Raw genomic sequence first — 16,364 nt, forward strand, 5'->3', positions numbered from 1 at the left:
GAATGAAGAGACTGCTTTTTATGACCTTCGGAGCGCTGCTGACGCTCGGTGCATGGGCCGGAGAACACCCCTCGCTGATGCTGACGGCACAAGGTGTGGCCGAGATGCGCGACGATCGCGGCAAGGTGCCTGCCTTCGACGCCTCGATGGCGCGTACGCTGGCCGGGGCGGATGCTGCCGTGGCCTCGCCGATCGAGGTGCCCCAACCGCGCGACGGCGGTGGCGGCTACACCCACGAACGCCACAAACTGAACTATTACGAGATGGTCGACTGCGGCATCGCCTGGCAGGTGACCGGCGAGGAGAAGTATGCCCGCCGCGTGGCCGACATGCTGAAGGCCTACGCCGACCTCTATCCGACGCTCGGATTCCACCCCGTCAAGCTCTCGAAGACGCCGGGCCGCCTCTTCTGGCAGACGCTCAACGAGAGCGTCTGGCTGGTCCACACCTCGATGGCCTACGACTGTGTCTACGATTACATGTCGGCCGACGCGCGGGCCTATGTTGAGCAGAACCTCTTCCGCCCGATGGCCGACTTCCTGATGAACGGCATGGAGGGCAACCGCGCCAACAACAAGGTCTTCAACAAGATGCACAACCACGCCACGTGGGCTACGTCGGCCGTCGGCATGATCGGCATGGCGATGGGTGACGAGGATCTGGTGCGCAAGGCCCTCTACGGTACGGATGAGACGGGCAGGCACGGCGGCTTTATCCAGCAGCTGGACTACCTCTTCTCGCCCGACGGCTACTTCACCGAGGGCGCCTACTACCAGCGTTACGCCATCTGGCCCTTCATGGTCTTCGCGCAGTGCATCGAGCACAACCGCCCCGATCTGAAGATCTTCCAGTATCGCGACGGCATTCTGCTCAAGGCCGTTTCGACGCTGTTGCAGCTGGCCTACGACGGCCGCTTCATGCGCTTCAACGACGCGCTGCTGAAGGGCTACGACGCCCAGGAGCTGGTCTATGCCGTCAACATCGCCTACAACGCCGACCCTTCGAACAAGACGCTGCTCGACGTGGCGGCGCGCTATCAGGACTGGGTGCTGCCGACCGATGCCGGATTCGCCGTGGCGCGTGACATCGCCCGGGGCGAGGCCCGGCCGCTGACCTTCCACAGCGCCCTCTTCCGCGACGGACGCAACGGCGACGAGGGGGGCATTGCGGTGATCCGCTCGACCGACCCCGCGCTCAACAGCGCCCTGACGCTCAAGGCTACCTCGCACGGTCTGAGCCACGGCCACTACGACAAGCTGACGATCGCCTACTACGACAACGACAACGAGGTGCTGTGCGACTACGGCGCCGCCCGCTGGCTCAACATCGAGGCCAAGTACAAGGGTCACTACACGCACGAAAACAAGTCGTTTGCCATGCAGACCGTGGCCCACAACACGCTGGTCGTCGACGAGCGTTCGCACTTCGACGGCAACTACGACGAGTCGATGAAGCACCACTCGGAGATCCTCTTCACGGACTTCTCGCGCAAGGACGTGCAGATCGTCTCGGCTCGGGAGACCAATGCCTATCCGGGCGTGGCCATGCAGCGCACGCTGGCCTACATCACCACGCCGTTCCTGCAGTATCCGCTCGTTCTCGACCTGCTGCAGGCCCGCAGCGACAAGGAGCACCGCTACGACTACCCGATGTGGTACGGCGGCCACATGGTGAGCGTGAACTTCCCCTACGAGAAGGCCCTCACGACGATGTCGGCCCTGGGCGAGGCAAACGGTTACCAGCACCTCTGGTGCCAGGCCCGCGGCCGCAACGAAAAGTCGGCCACGACGACCTTCACGTGGATCACCGGCGACCGTTTCTACTCGCTGTCGACGGCCACGACGCCCGCCAGCGAGATGGTCTTCGTCGAATCGGGAGCTTCGGATCCCGACTTCAACCTGCGCACCGAGAAGGGCTACATGATCCGCGAGAAGGGCAGGAAGAACCATACCTTCTTCTCGTCGCTGGAGACCCACGGCACGTACGATCTGCAGGTCGAGCAGTCGGCCAATCTGACCTCGTCGTGCGTCGGCGTGCGGCTGGTGGTCGATACGCCGGAGTACACGGTGGCCGTGGCCGAGTACAAGGACGGGCACAGCGTCACGCTCTGCGTGGCCAACCGCTCGTTTGATGCCGGGAAGCACCACACGGTCAAGAGCGCCGAGGGACGTTTCGAATGGACGGGTCCCTACGAGGTGAAGATGAAATGATTGAAACTGAAAAACCTCTAAAAAACAATTAAGGATATGAAAACACGCAGTGAAACATTCCAGCTCGAGAGCGAGCTTCCGTGGGAGACCCCGGGACCGGGTATCCGTCGTCAGATCATGGGTTATGACGGTCAGTTGATGATCGTGAAGGTCCATTTCGACAAGGGCGCCGTGGGCACGATGCACGCCCACTACCACAGCCAGGCTACCTACGTGGCCAGCGGCAAGTTCGAACTGACGATCGGTGATGAAAAGAAGGTGCTCGGAGCGGGCGACGGCTATTACGTGGCTCCGGACGAGATCCACGGATGCGTCTGCCTTGAGCCGGGTATTCTGATCGACACCTTCTCGCCCCACCGCGAGGATTTCCTCAAGAAGTAACCGCTTAACGACTGCCTGAATGAAAATCAATGGATTGCGGTGGATCGTCCTGGCGTTGATCGCCATCGTGACGATCATCAACTACCTCGACCGTGGCACGCTCAACTACATGTGGGTGGCCAATACGAAGGTGGTCTGCGTCGCGGGTGACTACACCTACGACGCTGCGGCCGATACCTATACGGTGCTTTCGGACGGCAAGTCGGTGACGCTGGCAGGTGACGAGGTGACCAAACTCACCGACGGAGCTATCGAATATGTCAAGCATGGCGGTATTGCCAAGGAGCTGGGGCTGATCGACGTCAACGCCTCGGCCGAAGAGCAGCAGCGGCAGGCCAAGAACATGCTGGCCGTCATCACGATGTTCTTCATGATCGCCTACGGCGTGAGCCAGCTCGTCTCGGGCAAGATCTACGACCGGATCGGTACGCGGCGGGGCTTTACCCTCTCGGCGCTGGTCTGGGGCGGTGCCGATGCGCTGGCCTCGATCTCGACGGGTCTCAAGTCGCTGACCTTCTTCCGCGTGATGCTCGGACTGGGCGAAGCCGGACCGTGGCCCGGAACCACCAAGTCCAATGCCGAGTGGTTCCCGCAGAAGGAGCGTGCCCTGGCTCAGGGTATCTTTGGCGCGGCCGCTTCGGTGGGATCGATCATCTCGCCGGTGTTGATCCCGATGCTGTTCCTGGCCTTCGGCTGGCGGGTGACCTTCGCCGTGGTGGGTTCGCTGGGCATCATCTGGGTGATCCCCTGGCTGATCATCAACAAGAAGGGACCCAAGGAGCACCCCTGGATCACCGACAAGGAGCGCGAATACATCATCACGGGTCAGCCCGAATGCCGCGTCTCGTGCGATACGGCCAAGTCGTGGGGACGGCTGCTCAGCGAGCGCAAGAACTACGCCGTCATTCTGGGCCGCTTCTTCCTGGATCCCATCTGGTGGATGTTCGTCACGTGGCTGCCGATCTACCTGATCGAGGTCTTCGGACTGGACATCAAGCAGATCGCCATGTCGGCCTGGGTGCCCTACGTGGGTGCCGCCATCGGCTCGGTAGCCGGCGGATGGTTCTCGGGACTGTTGATCAATCGTGGAAAAACCGTTAACTTTGCACGCAAAGCCGCGATGATCGTCGGATCGTGCTTCATCATTCCGGGCATGATTCTGGCCGCTGTCGCCTCGTCGGCAACGATGGCCGTCATCATGATGGCCTTCATCCTGGGCGGTTATCAGTTCGTGATGACCAACATCCAGACCCTTGCCAGCGACCTGCAGACCGGTAAGGCCGTCGGTTCGCTGGCCGGACTGGGCGGCGCTTCGGCCGTGCTCGGAACCATCATCTCGATCCTGTGCATCCCCTACCTGACGCAGAGCGGCGACTGGACGGCCTTCTTCATCCTCGGAGCGGCTCTCGTCCCGGCCTGCCTGCTGTGTGTCTTCCTCTTCGGCGGACGCATCGAGCAGCTGAACAAGTAATACCTCTCCCGGCCGGGCCGTCCTGCCGAAGGACGCCCGATCGGGTTGACCGAATAGAAAAGACGTAATACAAGTAAAACCTTTTTAAAACTTAAAAAGAGATGAAACTGAGTGGAAAAGTAGCCGTCGTAACGGGCGGCGCGCGCGACCTGGGTCGTGCAATTTCTGTGAAACTGGCTGCCGAAGGAGCCAAGGTTTGCCTGAACTATTTCGACAATCCGGACGATGCCCAGAAGACCCTTGAGATGATCAAGGCCGAGGGTGGCGAGGCCATTGCCGTACAGGGCGACATGACGAAGGCTTCCGACGTGAAGAACCTCTTCGCCAAGGCTGCCGAGGCTTACGGCGGCAAGGTGGATATCCTGGTCAACGTCGTAGGTGGTCTGGTGGGCCGCAAGCTCATCACCGAGCAGGATGAGAAGTGGTATGATTTCATCATGGATGTCAACATGCGTTCGGTATTCCTCTGCACCCGCGAGGTAGTTCCGATGATGCCTGCCGGCGGTTCGATCGTCAACTTCTCGTCGCAGGCTGCCCGTGACGGTGGTGGCCCGGGTGCTTCGGTTTACGCTACGGCCAAGGCTGCCGTTATGTGCCACACGCGTGCCATGGCCAAGGAGCTCGGCCCGCAGGGAATCCGTGTCAACGCCCTGGCTCCGGGTATGATCAACACCTCGTTCCACGACCGCTTCACGAAGCCCGAGGCTCGTGAGAACCTCCACCACACCGCTCCGCTGCGTCGTGAGGGTAATGCTTCGGAGGTTGCCGACCTGGTATGCTTCCTGGCTTGCGACGAGTCGAGCTACATCACCGGTACGAACATCGATATCAACGGTGGTGTCCTCTTCTCGTAGTCGACGCTGAAGTTTTTTCGAGTGGCGGACGGTTTCCCGAAAGGGTGCGTCCGCCCTTTTTTTACCCATGATCCATGATGATGAAACGCATCTTGTTGCTGATGGCGTCGTTGGCGGCGCTTGTGCCGGCCAGCGCGCAGTACTCGTTCAACGGTGAGTTGCTCGACCGCCTTGCGGAGGCTTACCGGAAGGGGGATCCCCGGGCCGTAAAGGCGGTCGAAGAGGTGGCAGCCGAGGCTGACAGCACGCTGCTCGGCATGGAGCCGCTGACGGTGACGGCCAAGAAGCAGCTGCCGCCCAGCGGTGACCGCCGCGACTACCTGTCGCTGTCGCCCTACTGGTGGCCCGACCCCTCGAAACCCGACGGCCTGCCCTATATCCGCCGCGACGGTGAACGCAACCCCGAGGTCTACGATTGTCCCGAGCGTGAGAACGGTGACCGGTTGGGGACTGTGACCCGCACGCTGGCGGTGCTCTACCGTGTGACGGGCGATGAGCGCTATGCGGAGAAGTGTGCCCAATTGCTGCGGACGTGGTTCCTCGACCCCAGGCTGGGCATGAACCCCAACATGACCTATGCCCAGCTGATCCGGGGCCGTCAGACGATTCGCGGAACGGGAATCATCGATTCGCGCCGCATGGCCTTTGCGCTGAATGCCGCCCAACTGATCGACTCGTCGCCGGCGTGGAGCGACTACGACCGCCGTGAACTGCGCGAGTGGGCGCGGACCTTCCTCTACTGGATGGAGCACAGCGTCAACGGACAGAAGGAGCTCCACGCGGCGAACAACCACGGCCTGTGGTACGATGCCATCCGGCTGATGACGGCCCGGGCTGCGGGACTTGACGACCGTGTTCGGGAGATTGCCTGTGAATCGGTCAAACCCCGGTTTGCCAAGCAGGTGGCCGAGGACGGTACGCTTCCCGAGGAGCTGGTGCGCACGCTTTCGCTGCACTATTCGACCTTCGTGTTGGAGGCCCTCTCGACGGCACGCAACGTGGCGCGTGCCGAAGGCGTCGAGTTGTGGGAGATGCCCGAGGCGCAGCGCGCGCTGGAGTATCTGATTCCCTACTACGAATCGCCCGAAAAGTGGCCCTGGCCGCAGATCAAACCCTTCGCACAGCGGCGCGGTGCGGCGCTGCTCTATGAGGCGGGGCTGGCGCTTGATCGCCCGGAGTGGGTCGAGACGGCCCGCTGCATCGGCTTTCATACGTCGAAAGCCGATTTCGAGGCGATGCTCCATTTCGAACTGCAGTAGGCTGTTGCCAGGCAGCCTGAAAAAAACGACAGGTCCTTTCGGGATCTGTCGTTTTTCGTATCGGCGTGTCAGAAACCTATTCGCGATCCGTGCGGAAGGGAATGACGGGAATTCCGTAGGTGTTGCAGAGGGTCGTGGGCGTGTAGTTGTGGAAGGCGTAGCGCACGGCGACCGGCTCCTTGACCTCCTTGGAGGTCACCTCGACGATGGGTTTCGAGATGACGACACGCCCCTCGGCGGGATGGAATACGCCGTCCTTGCCGGCCAGTTCGAATCCCGGAACCACTTCGTGCTGCGGGGTCATGCCGTAGCGGGCATTGTCGAAGGTGACCACGGCCTTGTCCTTTTCGAATTTCACCTCCTTGACCTGGACGGCCGACCAGCAGTTGGCCCGTACGCCGTAGCAGCGTACCAGCGCTTCGGCCGCCAGCCGCTGGCCCACTTCGCGTTTGCGGCGGGGGTGGATCGAGAGCTCCTCGCCCAGATCCGTCGTGGCGATCATCGCCGAGTTGGGAATCAGCTTCTGGGCATCACACTGTGCCTCCATCACCTGTACGCCGTCTGTCGCAGCGGCGTCGTTGTAGTAGTAGGGGGCAATCTGCACGTAGAGGAAGGGCATCAGGTTTTTCGTATCGCCCCATTCGGCGCGCCAGAAGCGGACCATCTCCTGCATGAGCCGTGCATAGCGGGCCGACTCCTTGCGGTTGGCCTCGCCCTGATACCAGGCAAAGCCGCGGGCCGTGTAGCCGGCCACCGGTGCGATCAGTCCGTTGTAGAGCAGCCCGCACTTGGCGCGCTGCTGGATTTTCGGGTCGGCGTTGATCTTCTCCACGTCGTAGCCCATGGCGGTGAGCGAGGCAGGGTCCATCCAGGCCTCGATTTTCGAACCGCCCCAGCTCGTCGAGACGATGCCCACCGGCACGTCGAGCGCCTCGGTGAGCGACTGTGCGAAGAAGTAGGCGGCGGCGCTCATCAGCACGGCCGTCGTGGGTGAGGGGATCTCCCAGCGGGCCCCCTTGAAGGTGCGTTGCGGCGTTGCGGCCTCCTTTTTCGGAAGGGTGATCATGCGGATGCGGTCGCGGTACTGCGTCGACTGGATGATCGTCTGCAGCGATCCCTCGACGGGCTGTCCCGTGTAGCCGCGCAGGGGCATGTACATGTTCGACTGTCCGGAACAGATCCACACCTCGCCGATCAGGACGTTCGACAGCGTCACTTTCGAGTCGGCATCGCTCACCGTGAGCGTCTGCGAGGCGTAGGATCCCTCGGGGGTGGCGATTTCAGCCTTCCAGCGCCCCTTTTCGACGGCCGCACGCACCGGGGTGTCGCTCCACGAGGCGGCGAGTGTCACCTCCTCGTGGTCGGATTCGCCCCAGAGGAGGACCTTCTGCTGCTGTTGCAGCACCATGTTGTCCCCGAAGATGGCAGGCAGGGTTACCTTGCCCTGGGCGCTCCAGGTCGTCGTTGCGGCAAGGAGCATGAGCAGTGTGCGCTTCATTGCGGTCAGAGGTTTTCAGCCAGGAAATCCACCGTCTTGAAGAAGACCTCCTCCATCTTGTCCGAGGCCTTGGCGCTCAGGTTGTGGTCGTAGTTCTCGAGCACCTCGAGGTCGACCTTTCCGCCGCGCTTCTCGAGGGCTGCGGCGAAGGCCTTGCTCTGTGCGCACTCGACCGTGATGTCGGCCGTGCCGCAGAAGAGCAGCGCTGCCGGAACGTTCTTCTTCGGTACGAGGTTCACGGGCGAGGCGGCGTGCAGCACCTTCGGGTCGCGGTCGCAGAAGTAGCCGATGCGCTGCGGATCCTTCGAACGCTGGCAGATGGCGGCCGTCTCCAGGTCGTAAATGCCCGAGTAGCCGACGAAGGCCTTCGCCCCCTGCGTGCGCATGGCGCCGACGGCAGCCAGATGGGCGCCGGCCGAATTGCCGACAAATCCGATCCGCGAAGGGTCGATGTTCAGCTCCTTGGCGTGGTCGCGCAGGTACTTGACGGCGGCCAGCACGTCGTCGATCGAAACCTCGACCGTGGCGCCGGGCTGCGGGGCCAGCGTATAGGCGATACGGACACCCGTTACGCCCTTCTGTTTGGCCATGTACTGCGACAGGGTGCGCAGGGCGCCGTTGTTGCCGCGGGCCCAGCCGCCGCCATGGCAGTAGATCACCACCGGAGTGGGCTGCTCGCTCACGGCCATGTCGACGGCCATCTTCAGCTCATAACCGTCGTGCGTGCGGTAGACGTACTCGCGCACCTCGACTCCTTTGTAGTCCTTCGATTGCAGCCGGTCGCGCTGGTAGGTATAGGGCTCAAGCAGCCCCTCGACCTTCGAGAGGTCGACCAGCTTGGCGTAACGGGCCTCGTTGATGAGCGAATAGCTGCCGTCCGTATTCTGTTTCAGTTTCATCGAATAGCGGTTCGTAACCTGGGCCGGCTGTTGTGCGGCCTGTTGCGCCGAGGCCGTGAATGTCACGGCCAGAAGTGCTGCAAAAAGGATTTTTTTCATGATTTTCAGGTCGGGTTAGGAAATTTTTACTACTTTTGTTTGACTTTGGAAATTGGTTAACCAAAATTTAAGTACGAACAAAGATAGCGATAAAAACAAGAAAAGCAAACATGAAACGACTGATTTTATTGATTTCGCTGCTTGCCGGACCGGTTTTCTCGGCCTGTTCGGGGAATGCGTCCGCACCGGTGACGCCACCCGAGGAGATGCCTTCGGATACGGACACGGATGATGAACCTCCATTTTATGGCGGCGAGCTTCGGGCCGACGGCAATTCGGCCGGGACCTATGACCTGATTCTGCGCAACGGCTTCAACTACGAAGCTCCCGATCAGTCGGGGGCCCATGCCGAGGCTCCGTTCCAGCACGTGCAGCAATCCTACTCCGAGGAGCTCGGCGAGTATGTCTTCGATTTCTATATCCATGTGGAGAACGACGACGACCGCGGCAAACCCAACGTGACGGACCGTCAGCGCAACGAGATCAAGACCGACGCCAAATCGCCCGAGTCGATGGTGGCGCAGAAGGGTGAAGAGATGATTTTCCGCTGGAAGTTTCGTCTTCCGGAGGGAATGCTGACGACGAAGAACTTCTGCCACGTACACCAGATCAAGGGGATTGACAATGCTCAGGAGACGGCCGACATCGATTATCCGCTGATTACCTTTACGCCCCGTACGCTCTCCAACGGCAGTCGGCAGCTGCAGGTGATCTACGTGGGTCCTTCGGCCGATAAGACCGGCAATATCTATCTGGCCAAGGTTCCGCTGTCGGATTTCCTGGGCCAGTGGGTCGAGGTCGAGGAGCGTGTGGTTTGCGACGTGGAGGGAAGCTACCAGCTGCTGGTCAAGCGCGTCTCCGACGGCAAGACGCTGATCTCGGTCTCGAAGCATACGCGCAACATGTGGCGCGAAGGTTCGACGGGCATTCGTCCCAAGTGGGGCATCTACCGCAGTATCGGTGCCAACGGGTCGCTGAAACCGGAGTTGCGGGACGAGATTGTTCAGTTTGCTGATTTTTCAGTAGAAAAGGTCGTTCGATAATTTTGGTTGAATTGGTTTTTTTTATGACCTTTGTACCGTCAACAGAAATTAACCCTGAATGAACTACTCGCCCAATATCAAACAAGTCGAAACCGTCCTGAAGTATATCAAGGAGCAACTCTATTCGGGACGTCTGCAACCCGGTGAGCGTCTTCCGGCCGAGCGCCGTCTGGCCGAAAAGCTTGGCGTAGGACGCGCTCACGTCCGGGCGGCCTTCCAGAAACTCGAATTTTACGGCATCGTCCAGACCTTCCCGCAGAGCGGTACGGTTGTTGCGCAGGAGAAGATGCAAATTCTCGAGCGTATGATTACCGATGCCCTTCAGATCGAACAGTACGACTTTGCGTCGCTGGTCTACGTGCGTATTCTGCTTGAGATCGAGGCCATCCGTCTGAGTGCCCGCAACCGCACGGTCGATGATCTGGTCGCCATGGAAGAGGCTCTCAAGGAGTGCGAGGAGAAGTTCTACACCGACGAACGCGTCTCGAAGGACTTCGCCTATCATCAGGCGCTGGTCCGCGGCGGACACAATCCGGTGATTGCTTCGCTGCTGTTGGTCATCACGCCCGATGTGCTGCGCTACTATCAGCGTTACCGGGTCTGCTCGGTCCCTTCCGAGGAGGTCTGCTTCGAGCATCGCGAGCTTTTGCGTTTCGTGCGCGAACAGAACGAGGAGGCGGCTGCCGAGATGCTGCGGCATCATTTCAAGTCGCTGCGCGAGTTTGCCTCGACGAACAACGATCCGAATCACTTCCTTGAAGAGCAATCCGTCACGTCGGTCGTCAACGAGTAGGGCTTATGCATAAAAAGAGGGACGTGCCTTTGTGGCTCGTCCCTCTTCTTTGTGTATGAGGCAACAGGGTCTGGCGGCCTCGACCGTCCTTGTCTCTGACCGGTCCTTTCCATTAGCCTCATCTTTGACCGACCCTTTCCGCCTGTCCCATCTCCGGCGGCCCTCTCTGTCAGCCTTGCTTTCATTGGCCCTCTTCGTCGGCGCCATCCGCCTTGCGGATCCTTATTCGCGGTTGAGCCACTCCTGCAGTGGAGCGGGGAGTTCGAGCGACTGGCAGTCGAGCGTTTCGAGCAGCCGGCGCCCCTGCGGCGTGACGGAGTAGAAGAACTGGCGTCGGTCCTTGCAGCACATTTCCCGGACTGCCAGCCCCTTCGATTCGACCGAGCGGAGCACCTTCGACATGTTCGACGGCGTCAACCCGAGCGCCTCGCCCAGTTCGCCGGGGCACATCTTTTCGCACCGCGAGAGGGAGCAGAGCGTCATTCCTTCGTTGAGCGAAATACCGTAATGCGCCTCGAAATCGGCTTCGAAGCGCATGACGGCCCGCTGCAGGTCGCGGATGCGGCAGAGCTTATCCATTTTGTGCGGCTTTGTGGATGGCCTGCATGCCGCAATGGCGCATGCACTTGCCGCATTCGATGCAACGTGTCGGGTCGATCACCGGAAGCGAGAATCCCTCCTGCGAGATGGCCTCGACCGGGCAGAGCCGGATCAGCGGACAGCGGTGGTTTTGCGGGCAGAGCTCCGCGTCGATCATCAGGGCCATGACTGTTACTGCTTGTTGTTGAGCATGATTTCGTTGATGGCCTTCTTGAGCGTGGCTTTGGGCAGGGCACCCTGGGCCATCTGCGGTTTGCCCTCCATGGGGATGAAGAGCAGCGTGGGGATCGAGCGGATGCCGAAGGCGGCAGCCAGTTCCTGCTCGGCATCGGTGTCGATCTTGTAGATGTAGATCTGGTCCTTGTACTCGGCGGCCAGCTCTTCGAGAACCGGCGCCAGAGCCTTGCAGGGTCCGCACCACGTGGCGTAGAAGTCCACCAGGGCCGGTTTGTCGCCCAGATATTTCCACTCCGTGGGGCTCTTTTCGTAGTCGACGACCTTCTTCAGAAAGTCGGCTTTCGTCAGTGCAATCGTATTCATCTCTTTCGTGTTTTGTGTGTTTTCCTTTTTCTTCGTGTTGTTCTGTGCGCAGCCCGTCGCGAAGAGCGAGAGGGCGGCAATTCCGAGCAGCAGTCGTTTCATGGCCTCTTTTTGGTTGGTTTCCTATCAATAACGATGCAAAGTTGTGAATTATTTTCCGATAAAACAAATTTCCAATGGAAAATATTTTGCTGGATTGGGAAAGGGCCTTTTGCGGGGATTGGAAAGCGGGATAAAAGGCGTGTGGAATGAGCCGGAAGCGAATGCCTTGCTGATGCCTGCCTGCCGGCTTACCCCCCCCCTGCCTATTCGAGATAGATCAGCACGTTGCCGCTGATCTGCTGGAGCGAGATCTCGCAGAGTTTCGTGTTGTACTGCGCCGTAAGGATACGCTCCTCGGCATCCAGCAGGCTCTTCTGCGCCTCGCGCATCTCGATGCCCGGCAGGTCGCCCAGCCGGTAGCGTTCCATGGCAATCTCGTAGTTTTCGCGGGCCGCCACAAGGTTGTCCTCCTCCAGATGGATCACCTCGAGATTGTTGCGGTAGGCCTGCCAGAAGTTCGAGAGGTTGGCCCGCAGCGAGAGTTCGAGCTGCTGGCGCGTCAGCTCGGCATTCTCGACGCTGATGCGGGCGTTGCGCTGTTCGCGGCGGCGGTTGCCGTCGAAGAGGGTGAAGCCCACCGAAACCCCGGCATTCAGCCCGAGTGTGCCGCGCGAACGGTTCGTGCCCGTGCCGTAGAGGTTGTAGGAGTATCCGTAGCCGGTCGAGAGGTTGACATAGGGGTAGTTCCGCGCCTGGAGGATCTTCAGGTCGAACTCCGCGATGGCGGTGTCGTGGCCGGCCATCAGCAGCGAAGCGTTGGCCGAGAGCGTGCGGTCGAGCAGTTCGTCCCAGTCGAGCGAGGCGTTGACCCGGATCACCGAGTCCTGCACGGCGATCCGGCGGTCGAGGTTCTCGTGGGCCAGCAACTCGTTGATGCGGATGCGCGAGGCGGTGACCACCTCCTGCTGCGACATGTACTGCGAACTGTCGGCGTTGAAGTCCACGCGGGCCTGCAGCAGGTCGAGCCGCGAGAAGTTGCCCACGCGGAAACGCTCCTCGGAGATGCGCAGCCGTTCGCGCGAGAGCTGCACCGCATTGCGGAAATTCCTGAGCCGCAACGTCTGCTGCAGGTAGTTGTAGTATTCGGCCGTGAGGTTGGCCATGAAGTCCTCGATGGTGATGCGGGTCTGCAGGGCTCCCATCTGCTGCAGCTCCCGAAGGCGGTCGTAGGTGGTCCGGATGCGGAAGCCGTCGAACAGCGTCCAGTTCACGGCCACACCCACGCTGGCCGTCTGGTCGTAGACGCTTGTTTCGGTGCTTTGCGAGCCGTCGCGCAGCGTCGTGCCGCGACGGTTGTCCCACGTGCCGGTGTAGCCCGCCTGGAGGTCCACCGTGGGCAGCATGCCGGCATTGGCGGCCGTGGCGTTGTTGTCGCTGATGCGTTCTTCGTTGCGGACGATGCGCACGTCGTAGTTGCGTTCGAGTCCGATCTCCAGGCAGCGGCGCAGCGTCAGCGGTTCGTTCTCGGGGAAGTCCCGCATCGGTTCGGGACTTGGGTTTGTCGGGGTCTGGGCCAGTGCTGCGGCCCCGAATCCCGCCAGGAGTATGGTCAGAAGGAGGTGTTTCATGCCTGTTGTTTTTTCGATTTGCGGGACCGGTCGGTCGAGACGTAGCTGTAGATGGCCGGGACGATGTAGAGTGTCAGCAGCGTCGAGACCACCATGCCGCCCACGACGGCCACACCCATGGCCACGCGTCCGGCGGCACCCTCGCCCGAAGCCACGGCCAGCGGCAGCATGCCCAGCACGGTCGAGGCGCTGGTCATCAGAATCGGGCGCAGACGCTGCTGGGCCGCCTCGGCGATGGCGTGCCGCTTGTCGATGCCGGCCTCCTGCTTCTGGTTGGCGAACTCGACGATCAGGATGCCGTTCTTGGCCACCAGACCGATCAGCATGATGATGCCGATCTGGCTGAAGATGTTCATCGTCTGGTCGGTGCTCCACATGAAGACCAGCGCGCCGGCGATGGCCAGCGGCACGGTGAGCATGATGACCAGCGGGTCCTTGAAACTCTCGAACTGCGCCGCCAGAATCAGATAGATCAGCGCGATGGCCAGGATGAAGGCGAACATCAGACTCGACGAACTCTCGCGGAACTCCTTCGAATCGCCGGCCAGCGCCGTGCGGAAGTCGTCGCCGAGCGTCTCTTCGGCGATGCGGTCCATCTCGTCGAGTCCCTGCCCGATGGTGCGGCCCTTGGCCAGACCGGCCGAGACGGTGGCCGAGAGGAAGCGGTTGTAGTGGTAGAGCTTCGGCGGGGCGACGTTCTCGACCAGCGAGATGAGGTTGTCCATCTGGATCATCTCGCCCTTGTCGCTGCGCACGTAGATCGACCGCAGGTCGGCGGGCTTGTTGCGATGCTGGCGGTTGATCTCGGCCAGAATCTCATACTGCTTGCCGTTCATGTAGAAGTAGCCGAGGCGCTGGCCGCTCAGTCCGTACTGGAGCGTCTGGGCGATGTTGCGCGTCGAGACCCCCAGCAGGTTGGCCTTGTCGCGGTTGACCTCGATGCGCACCTCGGGTTTGCTGAACTTCAGGTCGACGTCGGCCATCTGGAAGACGGGGCTCTCGTAGACCCGGCGCATGAACTCGGGCAGCACCTCCTCGAGGCGTTCGAGGCTCGTGGCCTGCAGCACGTACTGCACGGGCATGTTGCTGCGGCGTCCGCCGAAGGTGCTCTGCTGCTGGACGAACGAACGCGCCTTGGTCTTCGAGCGCACGGCGGCCGAGAGCTCCTCGGCAATCTCCATCTGCGAGCGTTTGCGGTCGGCGATATCGGTGAGCGAGACGCGGATGTTGCCCGATCCGCTCGAGACGCGGGCCATGACCGAGGCGGCCTCCGGAACCAGCGAATCGACCAGTTGGTTGATCTCCTCCGTATAGTCACGCAGGTACTCGTAGGTGGCGCCTTCGGAGCCGCGCGTGTTGATCGTGATCTGCGAACGGTCCTCCAGCGGGGCCATTTCGGCGGGGATGGCACTCCACAGCCAGCCGATCAGCCCGAGTGTCAGCGCGACGACGGGCAGCGCCAGCCAGCGGCGTCGCAGCAGCGAGGCCAGAGTCGAGGCGTAGAAGCGGTTTAACCACTCGAAGAAGGGCTCCGTGGCGTTGTAGAACCAGTTCTTGCGCTCCTGGCGCACCAACAGCTTGGTGGCCAGCATCGGGGTGATGGTCAGCGCCGCGAAGGTCGAGATCAAGACGGCGCCGGAGATCACCAGACTGAATTCGCGGAACAGACGTCCGGTGGTCCCCTCCATGAAGACGATCGGGAAGAAGACGGCAATCAGCGTGATGGAGGTCGAGAGGACGGCGAAGAAGATCTCCTTGGCCCCTTCGATGCCGGCGTCGCGGGGCGACATGCCGCGTTCGATGCGGATGTAGATGTTTTCGGTCATCACGATGGCGTCGTCGACGACCAGACCGACCGACAGCACGACGGCCAGCATCGAGAGGACGTTGATCGAGAAGCCGGCCACGTACATGATGAAGAACGTACCGATCAGCGAGACGGGGATCACGATGCAGGGGATGAGCGTCACGCGCCAGTTCCGCAGGAAGAGGAAGATGATGATGATCACCAGCACGAAGGCCTCGTAGACGGTCTGCTTCACCTCGTCGATCGAGGCGCGGATGAAGCGCGTGTTGTCGAAACCGTAGGAGGTGACCACGTCGTCGGGCAGATCCTTCTTCATCGTCTCCATGCGTTCGTAGACGGCGTCGGCGATCTCGATGTGGTTGGCGCCCGGCTGCGGGACGACCACCACGCCCACCATCGGGATGCCGTTCATCTTCATGTAGCTGCGCGTATCCTGCGGGCCGAGTTCGGCGCGTCCGACGTCGCTCAGGCGGATGATGCGGTCGCCGTCCTCGCGGATCACCAGGTCGTTGAACTCCTGCGAGGTGTGCATCAGCCCCAGCGTGCGGATGGTCAGTTCGGTGGTGTTGCCCTCGATGCTGCCCGAGGGGAGCTCGACATTCTCGCGGTCGAGGGCATCCTTGATGTCCGAGGGGGTTACGCCGTAGCCGGCCATCTTCGCCGGGTCGAGCCACAGCCGCATCGAGTAGCGCTTTTCACCCCAGATCTGCACGCCGCTCACGTCGCTGATCGTCTGCAGCTGCTCCTTGACCGTCAGGTCGGCGATTTCGCTCAGTTCGAGCAGCGAGCGCTTGTCGCTCTGGATCGTCACCATCAGAATCGGCGTGGCGTCGGCATCGGCCTTCGTGACCGTCGGCGGGTCGCAGTCGCGCGGCAGGTAGCGCTGCGCCCGCGAGACCTTGTCGCGCACGTCGTTGGCGGCGGTTTCGAGATCGACCGAGAGTTCGAATTCGACGGTGATGCGGCTCTGACCCTGCTGGCTGGTGCTCGACAGCGAGCGGATGCCCGGGATGCCGTTGATGTTCTGCTCGAGGGGTTCGGTGATCTGGTTCTCGATCACGTCGGCGTTGGCTCCCGGGTAGGAGCACTGCACCGAGATGATCGGGTTGTCGACGCTCGGGTATTCGCGCACGCCGAGGGCCTTGTATCCGATGAAGCCGAACAGAAGAATGATGATCGTCATCACGGATGCCAGCACGGGACGCCGGATGCTGAGTTCGGAGATGTTCATGCGGCGCGG

At 61.4% G+C, this 16,364-nt stretch carries 14 protein-coding genes; 7 read left to right on the plus strand and 7 right to left on the minus strand.

Annotation, left to right across the window (positions count from 1 at the left end):
* The first annotated feature begins 2 nt into the window (after positions 1 to 2).
* The 5 genes from B5E60_RS02710 to B5E60_RS02730 all read left to right on the plus strand — a co-directional run bounded on the left by B5E60_RS02710 (position 3) and on the right by B5E60_RS02730 (position 6,175).
* A complete protein-coding gene (locus B5E60_RS02710; protein ID WP_087309357.1) occupies positions 3 to 2,210 on the plus strand; it encodes a heparinase II/III domain-containing protein in 2,208 nt (735 codons plus the stop codon).
* Positions 2,211 to 2,246: 36 nt separating this feature from the next.
* Positions 2,247 to 2,591, plus strand: coding sequence for a cupin domain-containing protein (locus B5E60_RS02715; protein WP_087309358.1), 345 nt, complete (start codon positions 2,247 to 2,249; stop codon positions 2,589 to 2,591).
* 19 nt (positions 2,592 to 2,610) lie between these two features.
* Positions 2,611 to 4,062: an MFS transporter gene (locus B5E60_RS02720; RefSeq protein WP_087309359.1), complete on the plus strand. Its 1,452-nt coding sequence runs from the start codon at positions 2,611 to 2,613 to the stop codon at positions 4,060 to 4,062.
* Between the two features lie 101 nt (positions 4,063 to 4,163).
* Positions 4,164 to 4,916, plus strand: coding sequence for an SDR family NAD(P)-dependent oxidoreductase (locus B5E60_RS02725; protein WP_087309360.1), 753 nt, complete (start codon positions 4,164 to 4,166; stop codon positions 4,914 to 4,916).
* 80 nt (positions 4,917 to 4,996) lie between these two features.
* Positions 4,997 to 6,175 carry an alginate lyase family protein gene (locus B5E60_RS02730; RefSeq protein ID WP_204246434.1) on the plus strand — a complete coding sequence of 393 codons (1,179 nt, stop codon included), beginning with the start codon at positions 4,997 to 4,999 and terminating at the stop codon, positions 6,173 to 6,175.
* 76 nt (positions 6,176 to 6,251) lie between these two features.
* On the opposite strand, the gene B5E60_RS02735 is transcribed toward B5E60_RS02730, so the two are convergent.
* Together B5E60_RS02735 and B5E60_RS02740 are read right to left on the minus strand one after the other, a co-directional pair.
* Entirely contained in the window at positions 6,252 to 7,673 is a 1,422-nt protein-coding gene (locus tag B5E60_RS02735; RefSeq protein ID WP_087309362.1) for a sialate O-acetylesterase, read from the minus strand.
* 5 nt (positions 7,674 to 7,678) lie between these two features.
* Complete coding sequence (locus B5E60_RS02740) at positions 7,679 to 8,671, minus strand: alpha/beta hydrolase (RefSeq protein WP_087309363.1); 993 nt, start codon at positions 8,669 to 8,671, stop codon at positions 7,679 to 7,681.
* 110 nt (positions 8,672 to 8,781) lie between these two features.
* Between B5E60_RS02740 and B5E60_RS02745 the strand changes: the two genes are divergently transcribed.
* Both B5E60_RS02745 and B5E60_RS02750 read left to right on the plus strand, forming a co-directional pair.
* The gene (locus B5E60_RS02745; RefSeq protein ID WP_087309364.1) at positions 8,782 to 9,714 is read left to right on the plus strand and encodes a hypothetical protein; all 933 of its coding nucleotides are present in this window, start codon (positions 8,782 to 8,784) and stop codon (positions 9,712 to 9,714) included.
* 58 nt (positions 9,715 to 9,772) lie between these two features.
* Positions 9,773 to 10,507, plus strand: coding sequence for a FadR/GntR family transcriptional regulator (locus tag B5E60_RS02750; protein ID WP_087309365.1), 735 nt, complete (start codon positions 9,773 to 9,775; stop codon positions 10,505 to 10,507).
* 222 nt (positions 10,508 to 10,729) lie between these two features.
* On the opposite strand, the gene B5E60_RS02755 is transcribed toward B5E60_RS02750, so the two are convergent.
* From B5E60_RS02755 to B5E60_RS02775, 5 genes are all read right to left on the minus strand, one after another.
* Positions 10,730 to 11,086: a MarR family winged helix-turn-helix transcriptional regulator gene (locus B5E60_RS02755; RefSeq protein ID WP_087309366.1), complete on the minus strand. Its 357-nt coding sequence runs from the start codon at positions 11,084 to 11,086 to the stop codon at positions 10,730 to 10,732.
* Positions 11,079 to 11,273 (minus strand): 4Fe-4S binding protein, encoded by a 195-nt coding sequence (locus B5E60_RS02760; protein ID WP_087309367.1) that lies wholly within the window; start codon positions 11,271 to 11,273, stop codon positions 11,079 to 11,081. Before B5E60_RS02760 ends, B5E60_RS02755 begins: the two co-directional genes overlap by 8 nt.
* A 5-nt stretch (positions 11,274 to 11,278) precedes the next feature.
* On the minus strand, positions 11,279 to 11,749 hold the full coding sequence (trxA, locus tag B5E60_RS02765; protein WP_087309368.1) for a thioredoxin: 471 nt from the start codon (positions 11,747 to 11,749) through the stop codon (positions 11,279 to 11,281).
* A 203-nt stretch (positions 11,750 to 11,952) separates the two neighbouring features.
* The gene (locus tag B5E60_RS02770) at positions 11,953 to 13,317 is read right to left on the minus strand and encodes a TolC family protein (protein WP_087309369.1); all 1,365 of its coding nucleotides are present in this window, start codon (positions 13,315 to 13,317) and stop codon (positions 11,953 to 11,955) included.
* Positions 13,314 to 16,355, minus strand: coding sequence for an efflux RND transporter permease subunit (locus B5E60_RS02775; RefSeq protein WP_087309370.1), 3,042 nt, complete (start codon positions 16,353 to 16,355; stop codon positions 13,314 to 13,316). The genes B5E60_RS02770 and B5E60_RS02775 overlap by 4 nt, the downstream gene beginning before the upstream one ends.
* Between the last annotated feature and the right edge of the window lie 9 nt (positions 16,356 to 16,364).

This window comes from Alistipes sp. An116, from assembly GCF_002161005.1.
Taxonomy (GTDB): Bacteria; Bacteroidota; Bacteroidia; order Bacteroidales; family Rikenellaceae; genus Alistipes; species Alistipes megaguti.